We start from the raw sequence: 23,932 nt of genomic DNA, 5'->3' as shown, positions 1-23,932 counted from the left end.
GGGCCGCGATCACCCGACAAGCCCCGGTTTCCCTTGCCACCGGCTCTGCCCAACCGCCGAATTACGGATCTGCTTCGTACGTCTGTGCGGCGCCGAAATTTCATCACGAGCCCACGGATAAGCGAAAGTCTCACTCTCCGCGCCTGATTCGGAAATTGGATCCACCCATCCGGATCACCGAGGTTCTTCGCATATGAAGCGCGGGAACAACCCACCGTACGCAGCCGATAACCCCAAAATTACGGCGATAGAATGCAGCACTCCAGGGTCAGGAAATCCCGATGAGCGACATCATGTTTCTCCCATATGAAAATCCGGACCGAGCGCCTCATTCGAGATAACGTCGAGCAATCGCCTCTGCGGTCGATATCAACGCGCAGGCGGCCGTTTGGGCACGGCATGCCGAAAGTGTCGAGTCCGCAGAACGGGGCAGATCGGCGGCAACGCCGACCGGTGCGCATTTCGCCGCGTACCGCGTGCAAACGCGGGGAGTTGTCGCACAGCGCCCGGAGAATCGCAGTCTCGCGCCCGGTCATAGACCGTGCCGATATGGATCGGCACGACGCATGCCAGCTCCGCAGGCGAATTCATCGGCGGCACGGTCGGGGGTGGACAAATGGGCACAGGGGCGAAAGGCTGTTGGTGAAGTGCGCACCGGAGGGATCCGATATTCCTCGGTGCGGGACCGGGCTCAACCACTTCGAAGCGAGCGACGATGGACCACAGCCTCGGCGCGAGCACACCCGGCGCCGGTGTCGCCCGCGCGACAGCAACGCAGACCGCGTTGACGACTCTGGTTGCCCAGTTCGCCGGGGACTGGAAATCATCGAGCGAACCGCCCGATCTGTCGGCACACCTGCCCGCCGAGCCCGCGCTGCGGCGGACCACGCTGATCGAGCTGATCAAAGTGGATCTGCACGAAAGATGGCAGCGCGGCGATAACGCGCCGCGGCTTGCCGACTATCGCGAACATTTCCCGGAATTGCGCACCGCCCCGCTGCCGCCGGATCTCATCTACGAGGAGATCAGTGCCCGCAGCTGCCGCCACGACGTCGACCTGACCGAGTACGAGCACGACTATCCGACCCAGATGGCCCGCATCTCCGAGACTTTCGACGTCGGCGGCCTGCGCAGCACGCTGCTGGCCGACCCAAGGGCCCTCGATGCCCTCGACTCCATCGGTACGGGTGCCTCCGTCGACGATTTCGATCTGCTGCTGCCCCTGGGCTGCGGCGCCTTCGCGCGCGTATTCCTGGCTCGGCAGCGATCGATGAGCCGACTGGTCGCCGTGAAGATCTCCCGCGACCGCGGCACCGAACCGCAGACGCTGGCCCAGCTCGACCACGACTACATCGTCCGCGTCTTCGATCAGCGTCAGCTCGCCGAACAGCATCTGAAGCTGATGTACATGCAGTATGTGCCCGGCGGCACCCTGCTCGGCGTGCTGCGGGAGCTGCACGGCACCCCACCGGCCCGACGCAGCGGCAAGCTGCTGCTGCAGGCCATCGATGCCGCCACCACCAGCGGCGGCGTGCTCGAGCCGCAGCCCTCGCCCGCCCGTGCGGAACTGGAACAGCTCACCTGGCCTGAAACCGTAGCCTGGCTGGGCGCCCGGCTGGCCACCGCGCTCGATTACGCCAATCACCACGGCGTGCTGCACCGCGACATCAAACCCGCGAATGTGCTGCTGTCCGCCGACGGCCAGCCCAAACTGGCCGACTTCAACATCAGCTTCAGCCGCCACCTGCCCGGCGCGAACCCCGTCGCCTACTTCGGCGGCTCGCTGGCCTACATGTCCCCCGAACAACTCCAGGCCTGTCATCCCAGCCTGGCCACCACTGCCGCCGATCTCGATACCCGCAGTGACCTCTACTCGCTGGCGGTGGTCCTATGGGAACTGCTCACCGGACGGCGACCGTTCGACGACGGCATCGGCGCGGGCGAATCGGAGCAATCGTTGCAGGCGATGATCGATCGACGCTGCGGGCTCGTCGAAGCGAACCTGGAGGCCGACCTGCCCCCGGACTGCCCGGCGCTACTGCGTCATGCGCTACTCACCTGCCTTGCGCCCGACCCCGCCGACCGGTACCCCGGCGGCGCCGAACTGGCCCAGCAGCTGGAATTGAGCCAGGACCGGGCCGCCCGCGACCTGGTCGACCCGCCCGCACACAGCCTGCGGGCACGGCTGCGCGGGCGGCCGATACCGGTGGTGATTCCGGCGAGCATGTTCGGCCAGGTCGCGGCCGGACTGTACCTGTCGGCGCACAATGTCCGGCTGATCCAACTCGAACTGGGGTCCGAGGCCGCCGGGCGGCTTACCCACCTGGGGTACGTGGTGATCGCGATCTCCTATCCGGTCGCCATCGCCGGGCTGCTGTACTGGTGCCGCAACGTCTTCCTGGTACCCGACGGCCTGCGCCGGGGCGAACATTTCGACGAGACCACCCTTGCGCGGGCCCGCGCCGACACCCTCGCCTGCGGCGACCGGATCGCGGCGGTCGCGTTCATCGGATGGATCCTGGCCATGGGCATCTTCGCGGTGAAGCTGCTGTCGTTGGGGCCGGTCCCGGCCGGGCTGCTGGCGAATCTCATCGCGTCGAGTCTCGTCGCGGCCGCGGTGGCGGTCGTGTACACGTATTTTCCGGCCACCTTCTTCGTCTTGCGCTGGTACTACCCGGGTTTGGTCGCCGCCGGTCACATCTCTCCCGACGACGCGCCCCGGCTGCATCGGCTGATCCGGCGGACCCGCGTGTATCTCGGTGTGGCGGCATCGGTTCCGCTGATCGGTGTGTCATTGGGGCTGACATTCCTGACTCCGCATCAGCAGCACACGGTGATCGGTTCGATGGTCGCCCTCTGCATCGGCGGACTGGTCGCCTTCGCCGTCGCGCTGCGCACCTTCTACGCCCTGCAATCGGATCTGGCGGCGCTCGACCGCATCGTGAACCCGCATTCCCGCCCGCACACCTGACCGCTGAACGACCTGCCATCGATCGCTGACCACCATGAGGTGATATTTATGCGAACAGACGGAGACAGCTGGGACATCGTGACGAGCGTCGGCCTGACCGCCCTGGGCGTCGCCACGTTTCGCGCACTCGAGACGCGCGATCCCGAGCCGATGATCCACGACGAGTACGCGGCGTGGTTCGTCGAGGCGGCGGGTGAACCGCACTTTCTGCAGACACTGGACGACCCGGCTTCGGCGGGCAATATCGGACTGTTCGGCCGGTTCATGGGCATTCGAACCAAGTTCTTCGACGAGTTCTTCGCCGCGGCGTGCCAGGGGGGTGTCCGGCAGGCGGTGATCCTGGCATCGGGTCTGGACGCGCGGGCGTATCGGCTGGAATGGCCGGCGGGCACCGTCATTTTCGAGATCGATCAGCCCCGCGTGCTGGAGTTCAAGGACCAGGTGCTCGCCGAGCACGGCGCCGTGGCCAAGGCCGATCGGCGCCCGCTTGCGGTCGATCTGCGCGACGACTGGCCCGCCGCGCTCACTGCCACGGGTTTCGACCCGCGGCAGCCCGCGGCGTGGTCGGCCGAGGGATTGTTGCCGTTCCTGCCAGGTTCGGCACACGACGCATTGTTCGAACGCATCGACGCCCTGTCCGCAACCGGCAGCCACGTGGCCGCCGACGACTTCGGCCGCGGCATGGATCAGCACCACTTCGACATGGCGGAAAGGTTCTTCGGCTCCAACCCGTTCGGCAATCTGAACGTGCGCGACCTCTGGTACAGCGACGCCCGCGCCGATCCCGGCGACTGGCTGTCCAAGCACGACTGGTCGGTCCACCGCATCACCCCCTTCGACTTGGCCGCCGCCTACGGCCGCCCGATCACCGATCTGCCTGCCGACGTGCCCGCCGAGCTGCTCGACCGGTTGCGGCAGGCGTCCTACATATCCGCCGCGAAGCAGCAGTGAAAGACCCACGACTCAGCCACTGGTCAGCGAACGGTCCGCCAATGCGGCGATCACCGGTCCCAGGGTCCTGGCGTAACCGACGGTGAGGTGATTGTCGTCGCGGTACACCAGGTTGTCACCGATGATGAGGGGACAACGGGCGGCGCTGCAGAAGAGCGGGGTCAGATCGGCGTACTGGCCGCCACCGGCGATGGCCGCCGCATGCTCGGCCGCGATACCGGCGTCGTCGACCGCCACCTGCCGCACCGGCGTGCATGCCACCGCATTGTCGATATGTTCGGACAGGCACGCCGGAACGGTGGTGTGTGGATCGGGAATCGACCCGAGGACGAGCACCGCCGCTCCGGTCGAGCGCAGCTGGCCGACCATGCGGTTGAGGCTGTCCACCCAGGCCTGATCGTAGGAGACGAAGCCGAAGTCGGCGCCGTAGCGCCGGGACATGCTCACCACGATCAGCCGAGGACGTTCGGCCCGCAACCGGGTCAGGATCAGGTCGCGCCACTGCTCGCATTCGGTGTATTCCCGGCCCAGATAGGGGCTGGTGATGGGCAAGTCGAGCAACGGGCAGGTGACCTTGGCCATGGTTTCGAGCCGCCAGTGCCGCTGCGCCGCGATCGGCTCGAAAGCCGGATGCCACATCGCGGCGTGTGAATCGCCGACCAGGGCCACGGTCGTGGCCGAGTCCGGATCGCCCGAGGCACACTCGGCCTGTCCCGCCTCACGCCACGATCGCACGCAGCCGTCGAGGAAAACGCCCGCCTTGTCGCCGGGTGCGTCGGCCAGCGATGGGGTGAGATTCGAAGGGACAGCGCGGATTTCGGCCGAGGCAGCGACCACGGCCTGCGTCTGCGCGGTCAGCTGCTCGACCGCCACATCGCCCGCGTCGGCGCTGCTCGTGGCCGCTGCGGCTGGGGTGGCAAGGGTGAGAGCCGCGGCCGCCGCGCCGCGGCCGACCGGAACGGGAACGAGCACGAGCAGCACCAGTGCCACACCACCGGCGACCGCGGTGATCGCACCGCCACAGGCGAGGCTGCGCGCGCCCGACCCCCGCAATCCGGCGGCGAAGCGGACCGGATTCTCGACCAGCCACAACGTGAGCATGGCGAGTCCGCCTGCCATCATCACCGCGCCCATCGAGCCACCCCGTCCGAGCTGGTGACCGAGCACGCACGGCGCCAGCAGCAATACCGGCCAGTGCCACAGATACCAGGAATACGACATGCGACCGACGGCCCGCATCACCGGCAGCGCCAGTGCGCGCCCGACCCCGAATCGTGTTCGCACACAACCCGATAGGATCACCAAGGCGGTACCCAGAACAGGCAGCAGGGCCGCGGTGCCCGGATACGGTGTCTTCCCGTTCAGCTGGCTACACGCCGCGACGATCAGCGCCAGCCCGACCCATCCGGCAGGAGCGGCAACCGATTTCGGCAACCGGGACCACACAGTGACCGACAGCGCGATCATGCCGCCCGCGCCCAACTCCCAGGCCCGCGTCGGCAGCGAGAAGAACGCCAACGGTGGCAGCGTGCGGGTCCAGATCAGCGAGATCGCGAAAGAGAGCGCGGCGACAACCGCCAGAACGATCAGGTACGGAAATACCGCGGCCGATCCGATTCCGCGCCGCCGCGCGAACCAGGCCGTGGCGGCGATCAGTACCGGCCACAACAGATAGAACTGCTCCTCCACACCGAGCGACCAGAAGTGCTGGAAGGGCGACGGAGGCGTGTCGGCGGCAAGGTAGTCGGTGCCGCGCAGCGCGAGCCGATAGTTCCCGGCATACAAGGCGCTGGCGATCCCGTCGCCGAGGACCTGACGAGCCTGCAGCGGCGGCAGCAATACGGCCGCGCCGACCGCGGTGGCTACCACCACGACACCTGCCGCGGGCAGCAGACGGCGGGCCCGCGCGCCATAGAACCGGACCAGCCCGACAGTGTCGGCGAAAGCCGCATCCCGCCAAAGGATTCCGGTGACGAGAAAGCCGGAAATGACGAAAAAGACATCGACACCGACGAATCCGCCCCCGACACCGGGCATGTTCGCGTGAAAAAACACAACGGCCAGTACGGCGACGGCTCGTAGCCCCTCGATATCGGGTCGAAATGTCCCGCGCGGCGTGGCATCGGTCGCCTGATCAACCCGCAGATTTATCAATCCACCGCTCGCCGCCACCGTCATGCGCGGCATTGTTACCGATCGCACCAGCTATGTCACGGCAACTCACCGCGCACCGCGCAGCCCGACCTCAGATCTTCGGCCCCGTAGGCGACGGAGTTCGGTGTCGAGATTTCACTATGCATCGAGCGGTTCGGGCTGCGGACAGTCGGAAGTCCGGATAATTCGACCCGACAAATGAGGAATTCGATCGATGCCGAGAGTGCTTGCAGAGCAAGGGGTTCAGTAAATTCACCGAGGTGTATCGACTGCCGAGGTCGAAGTGAAATATCAGGCCGGTCTCGACCAAGTGCCCGTAGTGGTCACCCAATGTCCAGTGTCTCGGAGACCGGCGCGGCCGTCTTCGACACTGCTGTGGTCCAGCCGACGATCGCGCGGCACGGCGTGCACGCGCGTTGCGAAAAGCCAACTCTCCATTGCGGATCCGCACCGCGCAGTGGGCTACGCTGCCACAGCGCGCTTGGGTGGATGCCGTGAACGATTCTCTACCCGTCCGACGAATTGATCCGAACCGTGACGGCCACCTTGCTCGGAGCCAACGCGCCGTCGGACTCGACCCCTCTCTTTTTCGGCCTCACCCTGGCGGGACCGGATCAGATCGGCGTTCTCACGCTGCCGACATCGGCTGATCCGCCGTTCCAGGATTTAGCGATGCTGGCTTTCTCGCGTGCGCCCCGCCGGACGCTGTGGGGATTCGGATTCCATTCGGAAGCGATCCTGATGCGGACCGTCGACGCGCGGGGCCATGCCTGGACGGCATCGCGTGACCACCCCGATGCCGATGTCGTGGAAACATTCCGGTCGGCAGATCACGGTGTAGCCGAAGATCCGATCGATCGAGAACTGTGGGCCGCCGCAGTGGCTCTCGCGGCACTCTGATGTCGGTCACTCGATAACCTGCTCGGCAACCGCTCAGTGTTCGGCCCGCGGATGCAACCCATGTGACGTCATGATGCCGGTGCCTGTGATTTGATAGGGCACAATTGCTCCAAAATCGATTCCTTCTCGCTGTGTTCGACACTGGTCCGCCAACGGTGTGCCGGGATCCGGCCGGGTTCGTGGGTTTCGGCTAGAGCTGGTTCGGCGCGAGAGGACTGTAGTACTCGAATGGATAGGGTTCGTCGCACTGTTCGGGGTCGAATTCGCCGCAGATCGAGTATTCCGCTCTTCACGCAGTTGTTGGGAGCCGCGGTCGAGTCCGCGGCCGACTCGATCGCGATCCGCTACAACCCGACCGGCGAACCGGCTGACCAGCGCGAACTCACCTACACAGAGCTGGACCAATCGTCGTCACGATTGGCACGGGAACTGATCGCCCGGGGCGTCGGCCCCGGCGACGTCGTCGCCGTCGGCTTCACCCGCTCGATCGAATCGGTTCTGGCGATATGGGCCATCGCCAAGACCGGTGCGGCCTACGTGCCGGTCGACCCCACCCTTCCGCCGGAGCGCAGCGCATACATAGTCGCCGACTCCCGGGCGGTGCTGGGGCTCACCGACTCGACGCACCGCGCGCGGCTCGGCACCGAGATCTACTGGCTCGACCTCGATGATCCGCTGCACCGGGAGCGGATCGCGGCACGACCCGCACATCCGATCTCCTATGTCGACCGGGTGGGCACACCGACCGAACAGCATCCGGCCTACGTCATCTACACCTCCGGCTCGACCGGTCGCCCGAAGGGCGTTGTGGTGACGCACGCCGGTCTTGCGATGCTGGTCAACGCGCAGCGCGAGCGCTACGCGGTCGACAGCGATTCGCGGGTGCTGCACGTTTGTTCGCCGAACTTCGACGTATCGGTGCTCGAAGTGCTGCTGGCCTTCAGTTCCGGCGCGACGCTCGTGGTGTCCCCGCCGACGGTGTTCGGCGGCGCCGAACTAGCCGATCTGCTCCGTCGTGAGGGTGTCACGCACATGCTGATCACGCCCGCCGCGCTGGAGTCGGTCGATCCGGTCGGACTCGACGCGCTGCGGGTCGTTGTCGTCGCGGGTGATGCCTTCGGCCCCGGGCTGGTCGAGCGGTGGGCGGTCGACGGGCGGTCCTTCTACAACGCTTACGGGCCCACCGAGGTCACCATTCTCGCCACCGAAAGCGCCGAGTTGGTGCCCGGGCAGCCGATCACCATCGGCACCGCCCTGCCGGGTATCGGCGCGGTGGTGCTCGATTCGCGGTTGCGCCCGGTACCCGCCGACGTGATCGGCGAACTCTATCTTTCCGGTCCCGCGCTCGCGCAGGGCTACCTGGGGCGGGCGGCGCTCACGGCGGAACGATTCGTGGCGAATCCGTTCGGCGGGGAAGCCGGCTGCCCTGGCGTACGGATGTATCGCACCGGCGATCTGGTGCGGCGCCGCGCCGATGGCACACTCGAATATCTCGGCCGCTCGGATTTCCAGGTCAAGATCCGCGGCTTCCGTATCGAGCTAGGTGAAATCGACGCCGCACTGACCGGTCACCCCGATATCGAATACGCCGCGACTCTCGGCAAGGTCGCACCCTCGGGCGCGACCGTACTGGTCTCCTATGTGCTGGCGAGCAACGGCGTTTCCGTCGATATCCGGGAAATCCTGCGCTTCGCCGGAGCCGTATTGCCCGGCCATATGGTGCCGTCCGCGATCGTTGTGCTCGACGCGATCCCCTTGTCCGCCAATGGAAAGCTCGATCGGCAGGCGTTGCCCGAGCCGGTCTTCGAGGCGGCGGTGTCGCGCGCTCCGGTGGGCTCCGTGGAATCTCGACTCGCCGAGTTGTATGCCCAGGTGCTCGGTGTGCGGGTCGGGGCGGAGGACTCGTTCTTCGCGGTCGGCGGAGACAGCATCCTATCGATCCAGCTGGTGTCGCGGGCCCGTGCGGCAGGGATAGTGTTCACCCCGCAGGATGTGTTCGAGCAGCGCACGGTGGCCGGTTTGGCGCGAGTCGCGGTGATCGGTGCCGATCCCGTGCCGAGGCTCGCGGAGTTGCCCGGAGGCGGTATCGGGGAGATTCCGCTGACACCGGTGCTGGCCGCCCACCTCGTCGGGGGAAGGTCGTTCGGCCGGTTCACCCAGCACATGGTGCTGGACTTACCCGAGCACATCGACCGGGCCGGTTTGGTGGCCACACTCACCGCGGTGCTGGATCACCACGACATGCTCCGCGCGCAGGTGTGGTCCGTGGATGGGCGATGGCAACTGCGAACGCTGCCAGCGGGTGCGGTGGACGTGGACGCGCTACTCACCCGGATCGACGTCCCCACCGGACTCGACATCGATGAGTTGTGCGAAACAGCCAGTGCGGCAATGGATTCCGCCCTCGACACGCTCGATCCGGCGTCGGCTCGGATGGTCGCCTGCACCTGGCTGTCTCGACCGGACGGCCGGGATGCGCTGATCATCGCCGCGCATCACTACGTGATCGACGGCGTGTCATGGCGCATTCTGATTTCGGACTTGGTGACCGCATGGGCACAACGCGACGGTGGACACCGAATCGCCCTGCCCGCCGTCGGCACGTCGTTCCGGCGGTGGGCACACGGTCTGGTCGAGGCGACGACCGACCGTAGCGACGAACTGCCGTACTGGCAGCGGGTACTGACCGTCGCTGATCCACTGTTGGGCGCGCGGGCATTCGACCCGGTCATCGATACCGCGGCGACAGTGCGCCGGTTCACCATCACGGTGCCGACCGAAGTCACCCATGCGGTGTTGTCCGAGTTGCCGACGCTGTATCGGAGCGGGGTCAACGACGGTCTGCTCGCGGCGTTGGCGCTGGCGGTGCGCTCGTGGCGGGCGACGAGAGGGATCGATGCCGCGGCCACGCGAATCCGGCTGGAGGGGCACGGTCGTGAAGAAAACGCCGTTGCCGGTGCCGACCTGAACCGCACTGTCGGCTGGTTCACCAGCATGTATCCGGTGGTGCTCGATCTGTCCGGCGTCGACGCCGATGCCGCGTGGAATACCGCCGACGCGACCGCGGCGATGCTCAAGACGGTGAAGGAGCAACTGCTCGCGGTGCCGGATAAGGGCATCGGTTTCGGCATGCTGCGCTATCTCGGCGCCGATGACGCGGACGAGCTCGCCGGTGCGCTGGGCCAGATCGGCTTCAACTATCTCGGTCGGATTTCCGCGAGCGACGTACCGGATGTGCTGACAGATCGGAGTTGGCTGCCGACCGCCGACTGGGGCGCCCCGGAAGCCGACCAGGATCGGGCGATGCCCGCGGCCGCCGTGGTCGATATCAACGCGATCGCGACCGATACCGACGCGGGCGTGCAACTGAATGCGTCGTTCGCGTACGCGTCCGAGATCCTCGACGAGGACTCGGTGCGGGAGCTGGCCGAGTGCTGGGTGGCCGCATTGACCATGCTCGCCGGACACGTCCACGATCCGGCGGCCGGTGGCCTGACTCCGGCGGATGTCCCGCTCGTGCGGATCACCCAGGGTGAACTCGATATCTGGCAGCGGGAGCACCCGGGCCTGGTCGATGTCCTGCCGCTGTCGCCATTGCAGCTCGGATTGCTTTTCCTGACACAGCTTTCGGACGAGTCGGCAGATCCCTACCTGTTGCAGTTGGCGGTGGAGTTGTCCGGCGTGATCGATCTGGATCGCCTACGACGGGCGGCGCAAGCGGTGTTGGATCGGCAGGCGATCCTGCGGGCCGCGTTCAGAACGTCGGTCGAGGGCACCCCGGTCCAGATCGTTGCCGACGGCCTGGCGGTCCCGTGGCGCATCGTCGACACATCGGACACCGATCCGGCGTCGCTGCTGGCCGCCGAAGCACGCCGCGGGTTCGATCCGACGGTGGCACCGCTGCTGCGATTCACGGTGTATCGCACGAACTCCGGACGCGTACATCTGGTGTTGACCGCGCACCACATCCTGTTGGACGGCTGGTCGATGCCGTTGCTGATGAAGGAACTCCTGGTTTCCTATGCGGCCGACGGCATTTCGACGCCGCTGCCGCCGGTCCGGCCGTATCGGGACTATCTCGCCTGGTTGGCGCGCTACGACCGGGACACCACCGAGCGGAGATGGCGCGCGGCGCTGGCAGGTCTGACGCCCACTCGGCTGGCCAGCACCCTGCCGCCGCCCACGACCGCCGCCGACGGCCACGGTGTTCGCGCCGCCGAGCTGTCACCTGCCGAGACCGCGGAGCTGCTGAGGTTCGCCGCCGCAACCGAGGTCACCGTCAATACGGTGGTCCAGGCGGCGTGGGGTCTGGTGCTGGCGGCCTGTGCCGGAGGCGATGATGTCGTATTCGGTGCGGTGGTTTCCGGGCGGCCGCCCCAGGTCGACGGGGTCGATGAAATGGTCGGCCTGTTCGCGAATACCATCCCCGTTCGGGTTCGGTTCGACTCCGATGCGCCGGTGCGGCAACTGCTGATTCGGCTTCAGTCCGAACAGGTTTCGTTGCTCGACGGTCATTACCTCGGATTGGCCGATATTCAGCGCGCCGCTGATGCGGGCGAGTTGTTCGATTCTCTGGTGGCCTTCGAGTCGTATCCGGTCGACACCGATGGCTTGCGGCAGGCCCACGGGACGATCGACGGCCTTGAAGTCCTCGATCTCCAAGGTCGCAACTTCACCCACTATCCGGTGGCTGTCGTGGTCGAGTTGGGCACCCGACTCCATGTACAGGTGCAGTACCGGCGCGAGCTGATCACCACCGCCGCCGCGCAGGCGCTCGCCGACCGATTGCGGGCGCTCATCGGTGAATTCGTCGCGACGCCGGAGCGCACGCCAGCGGAAATCAATCGGATCTTCGACGATCGCGGCGATCTGATCGCGCAGACGCGCTACTGGAGGACCGCGCTCCAGGGGCTGCCGGATGAGTTGAACCTCCCCAGGGATCGCCCCCGGCCGGCCGTGCCTACCCGTGCGGAAGCCTGTGTCGAGTTCGAGATCGGTGCGGATCTGCAGCTACCTCGGGTCGCGCGGACCCGCGATACGACGGTGTTCACCGTCGTACACGCGGCATTCGCGGTACTCCTCGCGCGACTATCGGGTACCGAGGACATCGCGATCGGCACCCCGGTGGGAACCGGTGACTCGGTCGATACGGTGGTACTGCGCACCGGCGTGCCGGGTGAAATCTCCTTCGATGATCTGCTCGCGAAGACGAAAGACATTGCCCTACAGGCATTCACACGAGCCGACCTGCCCTTCGACGGGTTGGCGGCATTGCTGGATCCGGACCGGTCGCTGGTACAGGTGATGTTGTCCGCCGGTGACCGGACTCCCGTCGCCCGCGGACCATTCGATCTGTGGCTGCACATTCGGGAGAACCGAGACAGCTCCGGCATCGTCGCGACCCTCTACTTCGCGCCCGATTTGTTCGACCGACGCACAGTAGATGTTTTCGCCGAGCGATTCCGTCGGCTACTGGCGGCGGCGGTGCATCGCCCGTGCGACCCGATCGGTGATCTGCCGATGCTCGGCGACGACGAACTGGCCCTGCTGACCAGAGTCGATGACGATGACGTGCGGACGCCCCGATTGCTGCCTGAGCTGCTGACCCGTGGGGTCACCTTGGGCCGGGACCGGGTCGCGGTGCGATACGGGGGTCGGTCGATCAGTTATGGCGAACTCGACGAACAGTCGTCGCGGTTGGCGAGGGTCCTGATCGATCGAGGTGTCGGTCCCGAACTGCCGGTCGCGGTGGCACTGCCCCGTTCCTACGAGATGGTGCTGGCGGCGATCGCGATCGCCAAGGCCGGTGGTGCGCACCTGCCGGTCGACCCCGCTCTTCCCGCGCATCGGGTGCGGCACATGTTGACCGATTCCGGTGCGGCCCTGGGCATTACCGGCTCCGACTATGTCGACCGGCTACCTGATGAGGCCGATTGGCTGGTGCTGGATGCACCGCTGACGGCGGTGTTGTGCGCCGACAAGTCCGCCGACCCGGTCACCGATGCCGAGCGGATCGTGCCGTTACGGATACAACATCCGGCCTACGTGATCTATACCTCGGGCTCGACGGGCCTACCCAAGGGGGTCGCCGTGACCCATGGCGGGCTGAGCGATTTGGTCGATCATTCGGTCGGCCAATACTGCCTCGAACCGCACCACCGGTACCTGCATATCTGTTCGCCGAGTTTCGATCCGTCGGTGATGGAATGGATGTGCGCGTTCTCGGTGGGGGCGACATTGGTGGTCGTGCCGTCGGATGTCATGGGCGGACCGGAACTCGGCGAGTTGCTGCGGACCGAGCAGGTGACGCACACGATCATCACACCGGCAGTGCTCGGCACCGTCGATCCGACCGGCGTGGACCGGATGGAAGTGCTGTTCGTGGGTGGGGATGTGCTGACCCCGGAGCTGTTGGCCAAGTGGCAGCCCGGCCGCCGGTTGTTCAACGCGTACGGCCCGACCGAGGCGACGGTCATGTCGTCGAATGTGGAACTGGTTGCGGGGCAACATATCACGGTCGGCAAGCCGATTCTGGGTAGCTCGGCGTTCGTGCTGGATTCGCGGTTGAATCCGGTACCGCCCGGTATTACGGGTGAGCTGTATCTGGCGGGCGCCGCGTTGGCTCGTGGCTACTGGAACCGTGCCGGGTTGTCCGCGCAGCGGTTTGTCGCCAATCCCTGGGGTGGGCCCGGTTCGCGGATGTATCGCACCGGCGACCTCGTGCGCTGGTACGCGGAACCGGAGCAGCGAGCGGGGAATCTCGCCCTTGCGTCGGCGGATTGGCAGCTCGACTATGTCGGTCGCGCTGATTTCCAGGTGAAGGTGCGGGGTTTCCGTATCGAGCTCGGCGAGATCGATGCCGTGCTCGGCCGACATGCCGATATCGATTTCGTGGTCACGCTGGGTCGTGAAATATCCGGTGGTGCGACTGCATTGGTGTCGTATGTGCTGGCGGCACCGGGGCGGGTCGTGGATCCGGCCGAGCTGCGGGAGTATGCGGCCGGGTTCCTGCCGTCGCATATGGTGCCCGCGGCGATTGTGCTGTTGGACCGGGTTCCATTGACTTCGAATGGAAAGCTGGACCGTAAAGCGTTGCCTGAGCCGGTGTTCCCTACGGCGGTTTCGCGTGCTCCGGTCGGCGCGGTCGAGACGCGGCTTGCCGAGCTCTTCACGCAGGTGCTGGGTGTGCAGCGGGTCGGGGTGGACGATTCGTTCTTCGCCCTGGGTGGTGACAGCATCATGTCGATCCAGTTGGTGTCGCGGGCCAAAGCGGCAGGGCTGGTATTCACGGCGCGGAATGTGTTCGAGCACAAGTCAGTCGCGGGGTTGGCTCGTGTTGCCGTGGTCGGCGCGGAGTCGGGGGCGGCGGTCTTAGCCGAGCTGCCCGGCGGTGGAGTCGGCACGGTTCCGCTCACCCCGGTACTCGCTTGGTTCCTCGCCAACGGTTCGTTCAGTCGGTTCGCCCAGAGCATGGTGCTCGGTTTGCCGGAGGGCATCGATCGCGCGGGTGTGCTGGCCACCATCGGCGCGGTGCTCGATCATCACGATGTGCTGCGCTCGCGGGTGTGGCAGGTGGACGAGGAGTGGCGGTTCGAGGTGTCGGCTCGTGGCGCCATCGAGGTCGACGCGTTGGTCGCCGAGGTCGAGGTGCCCGCGGGTGTCGACCAGGCCGAGCTGAACCGAATTGCCAACGCGGCCATGGATTCCGCGCTGGCCGGATTGGATCCCGCTGCGGGCCGGATGATCACGTGCACGTGGCTGCGCAGGCCCGACGCGCGCGATGCTGTCGCCGTCGCGGTCCATCACTATGTGACCGATGGTGTGTCGTGGCGCATTCTGATCCCGGATCTGATGCTCGCGTGGGCACAGCGCAGCGCCGGGCAGCCGGTGGCACTGCCCACCGTCGGCACCTCCTTCCGACGCTGGGCGCACGCCTTGGTGGAAGCGGCCGCCACACCGGACCGCGCCGAGGAGCTCGGATATTGGCGGCGGGTGTTGGCGACCCCGGATCCGCTGCTCGGCGCCCGTGCCCTGGACCCGGTCGCCGATACCTTCCAGACCAGGGGTGTGTTCGATATCCGGGTTCCGGTCGAGGTCGCCGATGCGGTGCTCGGCAAGGTTCCCGCGCTGTACCAGGGCGGCGCCAACGACAGTCTGCTCGCCGCGCTCGCGATGGCGGTGCGGTCCTGGCGGGCGCGGCGCGGCGTCGATGCTCCGGTCACTCGGCTGCGGCTCGAGGGGCACGGTCGCGAGGAAGGCGCAGTGCCCGGCGCCGACCTGACCCGCACTGTCGGTTGGTTCACCAGCATCAGTCCGGTGACCATCGACCTGTCCGGGATCGACGCCGAAGCCGCCCTCGCCGGTGGCGAGGCGACCGCCGCGGTGCTGAAATCGGTGAAGGAGCAACTACTTTCGGTGCCGGATCGAGGCATCGGTTTCGGGCTGCTTCGGCAGCTGAATCCGGATACCGCCGACGCGCTTGCCGGTGATCTCGGACAGATCAGCTTCAATTACCTCGGCCGCGTCTCCGCGGGGGCGGTGCCCGACAGCGGGTCGGATGCCGGCTGGTTGCCGACCGCAGATCTGGGACCCGTTGCCGCAGAGCCGAATCCGGACCTGCCGCTGTCCGCGGTGATCGACATCAACACGATCGTCAGCGATACCGCGGACGGCCCGCGGATGGTGGCGTCGTTCGCCTTCGCCGCCGCGATTCTCGACGAGGCGGCGGTCCGGGAGTTGGCCGAGGACTGGCTGACCGCGCTCACCGCGATCGCCGACCACTCGAAGGATCCGGCTGCCGGTGGTCTGACCCCATCGGATGTTCCGCTGGTACGGGTCTCGCAGGTCGAGTTGGACCAGTGGCGGCGGAACTATCCCGGACTGTCGGATGTGCTGCCGCTGTCACCGCTGCAGGGCTCGTTGCGGGTACTCATCGAGCTACTGGACGATTCGGCCGAGGCCTACATCATCCAGCTGGCCGCCCAGCTGACCGGCGAGCTGGATATGGGCCGGTTGCGCCGAGCCGCGCAGACGATTCTGGACCGGCACGCGAACCTGCGGTCGGCCTTCGTCCCCACGGTCGACGGGACGTCGGTGCAGCTGGTGGTGAACGGGGTCGAGGTGCCGTGGCAGGTCGTCGACGGCGTGGCCGAGGCCGAGCTGCCGGAACTGCTGATCGCCGAGCGGCGACGCGGATTCGATCCGGCAGTGGCGCCGCTGCTGCGATTCACGGTGTACACCAATGACTCCGGGCAGCAAAAGCGTAACCACCTCGTGTTGACCGGTCACCACATCCTGCTCGACGGCTGGTCGATGCCGCTGTTGATGAAGGAGCTCCTGGTCCTGTACGCGACCGACGGTGACACGGCGCTGCTCGCACCCGTCCGGCCCTACCGCGACTACCTGCGGTGGCTCGCGCGACAAGACCGGGAGGCCGCGGTGCGCGCCTGGTCGGAGGCGTTGACCGACGCCACCGCGACCATGCTCGCCCCCGAACTGACCTGGCCAGCGGCGGTCGGCGACGGGTTCGGCGTCTGTGAATTCGATCTGTCGACCGCACAGACCTCGGCACTCACCGCCTACGCGGCGACGGCCGAGGTCACCGCCAATACGGTGGTACAGGCGGCGTGGGGTCTGGTCGTCGCCGGTAGCACCGGACGCGACGATGTCGTCTTCGGCGCGACCGTCTCCGGCAGACCGCCGCAGCTCGACGGTATCGGCGACATGATCGGCCTGTTCGTTGATGCCGTCCCGGTACGGATCCGATTCGATCGCGGCACGACGGTGCCTGCCCTGCTGACCGGTTTACAGGCCGAGCAGGCGTCGCTGTTGGATCATCACCACCTCGGATTGGCCGCGATCCAACGCGTAGTCGGTTCGTCCGTATCCACCACGCAAGCTCTGTCGGCTGCCATCCCGCTGTGCTCGCCCACCGCGCCGACTACGCAAGCTCCCGCGATCACCCATGACGAGCTTTTCGACACGATGCTGGTGTTCGAGTCCTACCCCGTCGACGCCGACGGGCTTCAGCAGGCCGGTGGCGCCATCGACGGGTTGCGGATCGAGCAAATGCGCGGGGCCGACTTCACGCACTACCCGATCACCGTTGTGGTCTTCCTCGATACCCGGACGCTGGTGCAGGTGAAATACCGGCGCGATATGGTCGCCGACGAGACGGCGCGGGCCGTGGCCGATCGGCTTCGCCGCGTGCTCGACGATCTGCCGACGAGCCCGGACCGTACCGCGGCCGAGATCGCGCGACTCTGCGACGCCGAATCGGACGACCCGATCACCAGATCTCGATACTGGCGCACGGCCTTGGCAGGCCTGCCCGATCGGCTGGAGCTGCCATCGGACCGCCCGCGCACGGCAGTGCGGTCCGACGTCCGTGGGCAAGTGGAGTTCTCGGTGCCGGACGAGGTACACCTGGGCCTACGACGGCTTGCGCACAAGGCGGGCGTGACATGGACCGCGGTGGTGCGCACGGCATTGGCGGTACTGCTCGCGCGACTATCCGGCTCCGACGACATAGCGATCGGCACGCCGACGCCAGGCGGTCGCCGTGCCGAACTGGTGCTGCGTACCCGCGTGGATCGGGCCGCGCGCTTCGCCGACCTCCTGCCGGAGGCACACCAGCGTGAACTCCAGGGATTCGCGCACGCCGGTATTCCGTTCGACGAGTTGGTCGATCTGGTGGGCGCGCGGCGGTCGCCGGGTCGGCATCCGCTATTCCAGGTGGCTCTGTCGTTCCAGAGTCCGCCGGATGCCGTTGGGGATCTGGCACTGGCGATCTCGACCGCGGATGGCGACTCGGATCGACTGTGCGGCGAGATGTCTTTCGCGCGTGATCTTTTCGATGACGGTACGGCACAGATATTCGCCCGCCGGTTCGTTCGAGTGCTGGCGGCGGTCGTGCACGAGCCAGCGGCGCGGGCAGGCGATCTGCCGCTCTTGGTCGAGGACGAGTACGCGCGGCTCACCGGGATGGGCGGCGGCGCCCCGGCAACCCTCGGGATGCTGCCGGATCTGCTGACCCGGGGAGTCGGTTTCGGGCGTGATCGAGTCGCGGTGCGCGACGCGGGGCGGGCCTATACCTACGGTGAGCTGGACGAGCTGTCGTCGCGGCTGGCGCGCGTACTGATCGATCGAGGTGTCGCGCCGGAGACGGTGGTGGCGCTGGCGATGCGACGTTCCTACGAGATGATCGCCGCGGTATGGGCGGTCGCCAAGGCGGGTGGCGCGTATCTGCCGGTCGATCCGAGCTATCCGGTGGACCGGGTGCGGCACATGGTGGCCGATTCCGGTGCGGTGCTCGGCATTACGGTCGCCGCGCAGACCGGTCTACCCGACACGGTGGAGTGGCTGGTGTTCGACGATCCCGCGATGCTCGCGCGCTGCGCCGCCCACTCGGCGGCCGCGGTGACCGACGCGGACCGTCGTGCGCCGCTGCGCATGTCGCATCCGGCCTATGTGATCTACACGTCGGGGTCCACGGGATCGCCCAAGGGTGTCACCGTCACCCACGCCGGACTCGGTGGACTCGTCGGCCACACCGTCGACATGCTCGGACTCGGGCCGCGACATCGGATGCTGCATGTGTGCTCGCCGAGTTTCGACCAATCGGTCGAGGAGTGGTCCAGCACCTTCTACAGCGGCGCCACCCTGGTGATCGCCGCACCGGATATCGTCGGCGGCACCGACCTGCATGACCTGCTGCGCGGCGAACGGGTGACGCATACGATCATCACCCCGGCGCTGCTGGGCACTGTCGATCCCGCCGGCCTGGACGACTTGCAGGTCGTGTCCGCAGGTGGCGAGGCCACCACCGCCGAACTGCTGGCCAAGTGGCAGCCGGGTCGCCGCTTCATCAACGGATACGGTCCGACCGAGGCGACGATCGGCGCCACCTATACGACTCTGCTTGCGGGACAACGGATAACGATCGGCCGTCCGGTACCAGGCGGGTGGGCAGCGGTGCTCGACGAGCGGTTGCGCCCGGTGCCGGCGGGCGTCACCGGTGAGCTGTATCTGGCGGGCCCGGCACTGGCCCGCGGCTATCACGGCCGTTCCGGCTCGACGTCGGAACGTTTCGTCGCGAATCCGTGGGGTGCGCCGGGCGACCGGATGTACCGGACCGGCGATCTGGTCCGCTGGGTCGAGGTACCGAATGCCGCGGCCACCGATTGGGAGTTGGAGTACCTGGGCCGCACGGACTTCCAAGTGAAGATCCGTGGCTTCCGCATCGAGCTCGGGGAGATCGATGCGGTGCTCGCCGCCCACCCCGACGTCGAATACGCGGTGACGCTCGGGCGCGAAAACCCGAGCGGGACCACGATTCTGGTGTCGTATGTGATGGGCCGGTCGCTGGATACGGACCAATTGGTGCGGTGGGCAGCGCGTAGCCTGCCGTCGCATATGGTTCCCGCGTCGGTCGTGGCGCTCGACGAGATTCCGTTGACCGCGGTCGGCAAGCTGGACCGAAATGCCCTCCCCGAACCGCAATTCGCGGCGCGCACCTACCGCGAACCGTCCACGGTCGCGGAACGGACCGTGGCCGGTGTCTTCGCCGATGTGCTCGGTATCGAGCGGATCGGCGCCGACGACAATTTCTTCGAGCTGGGCGGCAATTCACTGCTCGCCACGCGGGTGACAGCCCGCCTCGGCATGGCGGTGGATGCCCGCGTTCCAGTGCGTGTGCTGTTCGCCGCGCCCACCGTCGCGGGTTGTGCGCGGGAGGTGGCGAAGCTCACCGGTACCGGCAGTCGCCGCGCCCTGGTCGCGGGCGCACGGCCGGAACGTATTCCGCTGTCGCCCGCACAGCAACGGATGTGGTTTCTCAACCAGTTCGATACCGAGTCGACCGCATACAACATTCCCGTCGCGATCCGTTTGACCGGCGAGCTGGATATCGCCGCGCTGGTGCAGGCCTTCACCGATGTCGTTGTGCGCCATGAGATCCTGCGAACCGTTTATCCGCAGCCAGCGGTGGACGACTCGGAGGTAGCGGACCCGGTGCAGGTCATCCTGCCTCCCGCACACTCTGACGTGCCACGGCTGGAGGTCCGGACCGTCGATCCCGTCGAGGTGGAATCGGCTGTGCTGGAACTAATTTCGACGACCTTCGACGTTACTGCCGAGGTGCCCGTGCGGGCCGCGCTGTTCCGGGTCGCGGACGGCGAATTCGTGCTCGCCATGGTCGTCGCCCACATCGCCGGCGACGGCTACTCCGGTGGCCCGCTTACCCGCGATCTTGCCTCGGCATACGCCGCTCGTGCACTGGGGCGGGCCCCGGATTGGTCGCCGCTGGCCGTGCAGTACGCGGATTACACGTTGTGGCAACGTGCTTTGCTCGGTCATGCGGACCAGCCGGGGTCGATGGCCGCCGAGCAGATCACCTACTGGCGCCGGGCCCTTGCCGACCTACCGGATGAGCTGCGGTTGCCGAGAGACCGGCCGCGTCCGGCGGTGCAGTCCTTCGCCGGCGGCCGAGTGGAGTTGCGCATCGATGCGCGCACGCATGCGGCGCTGACGAGGTTGGCACGGGCCGAGGACGCCACGCTGTTCATGGTTGTGCACACCGCGTTGGCGGTGTTGCTGGCTCGCTTGTCGGGCACCGACGATATCGCTATCGGAACACCGATTGCGGGCCGGGGCGAGGCGGTGTTGGACGATCTGATCGGCATGTTCGTCAACACCCTGGTGTTCCGAACCCGAGTGGATGCGAGTGCGAGTTTCACGAACTTGCTTGCGCGGCAACGCGATATCGACGTCCAAGCGTTCGCCCATGCCGATGTGCCGTTCGAGCAATTGGTCGAAGTGCTGAATCCGGTGCGCTCGACGGCGCGGCATCCGCTGTTCCAGGTGGGGCTGTCGTTCCAGAATCTTGCCCCGGCCGGCATGGAGTTGCCGGGCTTGACGCTCACCGAGTTGGCAACGGATCGACAGCTGTCGCAGTTCGACCTGCATGTGATCATGGCCGACAGCTACGACGAGGACGGTGCGCCGAGGGGTATCGGCGGCTTCTTCACCTACGCCGCGGATCTGTTCGACGAGTCGACGGTGCGGAGTTTCGTGGACCGGTTCGTGCGCGTCCTCGATGCCGTGATCGCCGATCCGCACATGCCGGTCGGTACTATCGATCTGCTCGGGGCCGAGGAAAGTACACGGATCCTCACGGTATGGAACGACACCGCGCACCAAGTGAATACGGACACCACGTTGGTGTCGCTGCTCGATGGGACTGTCGCTGCCACACCGGAGTCCACGGCACTCGTCACCACCGACGGTATTCGGATTACCTACGGCGAGCTGGATCGACGCGTGAACAAACTCGCGCGGTATTTGATTTCGCGGGGTGTCGGCCCGGAGTCGCTGGTGGCGTTGGCCATTCGGCGTTCGGTGGATCTGGTCGTCGCGATGTATGCGGTGAGCAAGGCCGGTGGTGTGTATGTGCCGATCGATCCCGATCAACCCGCGCGGCGGACCGAGTACATGCTCGAGACGGCGGCACCGGTTTGTGTGCTGACGAATGCCGATGCGGATTTCGGGACCAGCGCTACGCCGGTGGTGCTGGTGGATCGACTTGACCTGTCCTCGGTGGACACGGCCCCGATCACCGACGCCGAGCGGATCGCGCCGTTACGCGCCGAGCATGCGGCCTATGTGATCTTCACGTCGGGTTCCACGGGTCGCCCGAAGGGGGTCGCGGTCTCACACGGTGCGATTGTCAACCAGTTGCTGTGGAAGACAGCGCAATTCGGATTGACCGTGGATGACGCGGTGTTGTTGAAGACGGCGGCGACGTTCGATCTGTCGGTGTGGGAATTCTGGTCGGCCGCGGTCTGCGGCGGCCGCCTGGTAATCGCAGCACCGGATGGCCACCGCGACCCGGCATACCTGAACGAACTGATGACACGTGCGGGCGTGACCACGCTGCACGCGGTGCCATCGATGCTGGACGCATTGCTGACGGGCCGGCCGCCGGATTCGTTGCGCCGGGTGCTGGCGATCGGTGAGACCCTGCCTGCCGCGCTGGCGCGCCGATTCGCGGCGGCGGCGCCCGATACGTCGCTGTACAACCTGTACGGCCCGACCGAGGCCGCGGTGTCGATCACCAGCCATCGGGTAGGCCGGTCCGATGAACCGGCCGTGCCGATCGGCGGACCGGCGTGGAACAGTCGGGTATACGTCCTGGATTCGCGGTTGCGCCCGGTCCCGGTCGGCGTCGCGGGTGAGTTGTACCTGGCCGGAGAACAGTTGGCGCGGGGCTACTTCGGTCGCGCTGACCTGACGGCAGATCGTTTCGTCGCCAACCCGTTCCAACCGGGTGCCCGGATGTATCGCACCGGCGATCTGGTGGCATGGAACCGCGACGGCGAGCTCGACTATCGAGGCCGTACCGATTTCCAGGTGAAGATCCGTGGCTTCCGAATCGAACTCGGCGAGATCGATGCGGTACTGGCCGCCCATGCGGACGTGGATTTCGCCGTCACGGTCGGCAGGGAGAATTCCGCTGGGGCAACGGTTCTGGTGTCGTACGTGGTGGCCGCCCGGGACCGGATGATCGATCCGGATCGGCTGATCCACTGGGCCGCACGGACTTTGCCGTCGCATATGGTTCCGACGGCGATCGTGGTCCTCGATGGTGTCCCGTTGACCCCGGTCGGCAAACTCGACCGCGCGGCACTGCCCGAACCCGAGCTCGGCACCCGCACCTACCGCGCACCGACGACCGCGCTCGAGACCATGGTCTGCGAAATTTTCGCGGATGTCCTGTGTCTGGATCGCATCGGATTGGATGACAACTTCTTCGAACTGGGCGGCAATTCACTGATCGCGACCAAGCTGACGGCTCGGTTGAGCGAGGCGATGGCCGAAACGATCCCGGTGATGTGGGCGTTCACCGCCCCCACCCCCGCGGGCATCGTCGCGGAATTGCGTGCGCGCGGCACAGAGGGTGCCGGTGCCGACGCGGCATTCGACGTACTGCTGCCACTGCGGACCTCCGGTACCGCCGAGCCGCTGTTCTGCATCCATCCGATCGGGGGCATCGCCTGGTCCTTCGCCGGGCTTGCCGCCCATCTCGAACCGGATCGGCCCATTTACGGACTCCAGTCACCGGCGCTGAGTTCGGCGGACCCACTGCCGGATTCCATCGAGGACTGGGCGCGGCACTACGTCAAGCACGTTCGTGCGGTGCAACCGGAGGGCCCCTACCACCTGCTCGGCTGGTCACTCGGCGGTGTGCTCGCGCATGCCATGGCCGTCCAACTCCAGGACGAAGGGGCGCAGGTGGCGCTGCTGGGCATGATGGACAGTCGGCTACTCGAGACCGCTGCCCGATCGCCCATCGCGGGGATCGAGGTTGCGGTGCCAGAACTGCTCGGTGGACTGCTCGGCGATAAAGCCACGGAATTCGGCCTGGACGAAACGGTGGAGTTGTCTCAACTGGCACAGCGATTGAGCACGCTCCCCGAGCCGTTCGCGTCCTTGGGGGCCGCGCGGATCGAACGGGTCGTGGCCGCGGCAATCGATTCGGCGACGCTCGACGCGGCATATCGTGCGCGCTCCTTCGACGGGGACCTCGTCTACTTCACTGCGGCACACGACGATCCGACGTGTTCGGTCGGCGCCGCGACCTGGACGGCCGCAGTGGCGGGTTCGGTGCACAACTACCCGGTAGCCACCACACACTGGCGGATGACCAGCGATGCGGCGCTCCGGCGTATCGCGGAGGTCCTGCACGAGCGGTTGTGACACGACCACTGATGAGTGGAAGTAGACTCGGACTGTGACGCCCGCCCAGCTTCGGGTCCACTCGACTGTGGTGCGGCTCGGCTCCGTCCATGCGGCGGCCAGAGCTGGGGATGTTCGACGCGGCTGTCTCGACGCACATCGCTCAGCTGCGCAAGGAACTCGACAACCGACTGTCCACCCGCGCGCCCTGCCGGATTTTCC

At 66.7% G+C, this 23,932-nt stretch carries 5 protein-coding genes; 4 read left to right on the top strand and 1 reads right to left on the bottom strand.

From position 1 onward, the window contains the following. Positions 1 to 715 precede the first annotated feature (715 nt). Both ACQP1T_RS17225 and ACQP1T_RS17220 read left to right on the top strand, forming a co-directional pair. Positions 716 to 2,971 (top strand): serine/threonine-protein kinase, encoded by a 2,256-nt coding sequence (locus ACQP1T_RS17225; protein ID WP_433761474.1) that lies wholly within the window; start codon positions 716 to 718, stop codon positions 2,969 to 2,971. A 48-nt stretch (positions 2,972 to 3,019) separates the two neighbouring features. Then, complete coding sequence (locus ACQP1T_RS17220; protein ID WP_433761472.1) at positions 3,020 to 3,922, top strand: class I SAM-dependent methyltransferase; 903 nt, start codon at positions 3,020 to 3,022, stop codon at positions 3,920 to 3,922. A 12-nt stretch (positions 3,923 to 3,934) separates the two neighbouring features. Here ACQP1T_RS17220 and ACQP1T_RS17215 read toward each other — a convergent pair whose 3' ends face one another. Beyond that, entirely contained in the window at positions 3,935 to 6,100 is a 2,166-nt protein-coding gene (locus ACQP1T_RS17215; RefSeq protein ID WP_433761470.1) for an acyltransferase family protein, read from the bottom strand. A gap of 510 nt (positions 6,101 to 6,610) precedes the next feature. Here ACQP1T_RS17215 and ACQP1T_RS17210 point away from each other — a divergent pair. Together ACQP1T_RS17210 and ACQP1T_RS17205 are read left to right on the top strand one after the other, a co-directional pair. Next, a complete protein-coding gene (locus ACQP1T_RS17210; RefSeq protein WP_433761469.1) occupies positions 6,611 to 6,976 on the top strand; it encodes a hypothetical protein in 366 nt (121 codons plus the stop codon). 228 nt (positions 6,977 to 7,204) lie between these two features. Further along, positions 7,205 to 23,731, top strand: coding sequence for an amino acid adenylation domain-containing protein (locus ACQP1T_RS17205; protein WP_433761467.1), 16,527 nt, complete (start codon positions 7,205 to 7,207; stop codon positions 23,729 to 23,731). Positions 23,732 to 23,932 lie beyond the last annotated feature (201 nt).

This window comes from Nocardia sp. CA-135398 (genome assembly GCF_050955845.1).
In the GTDB taxonomy this organism is placed as follows: domain Bacteria; phylum Actinomycetota; class Actinomycetes; order Mycobacteriales; family Mycobacteriaceae; genus Nocardia.
Note: the sequence above shows the minus strand (reverse complement) of the source record. Positions and strands in the feature narration are given on the sequence as shown.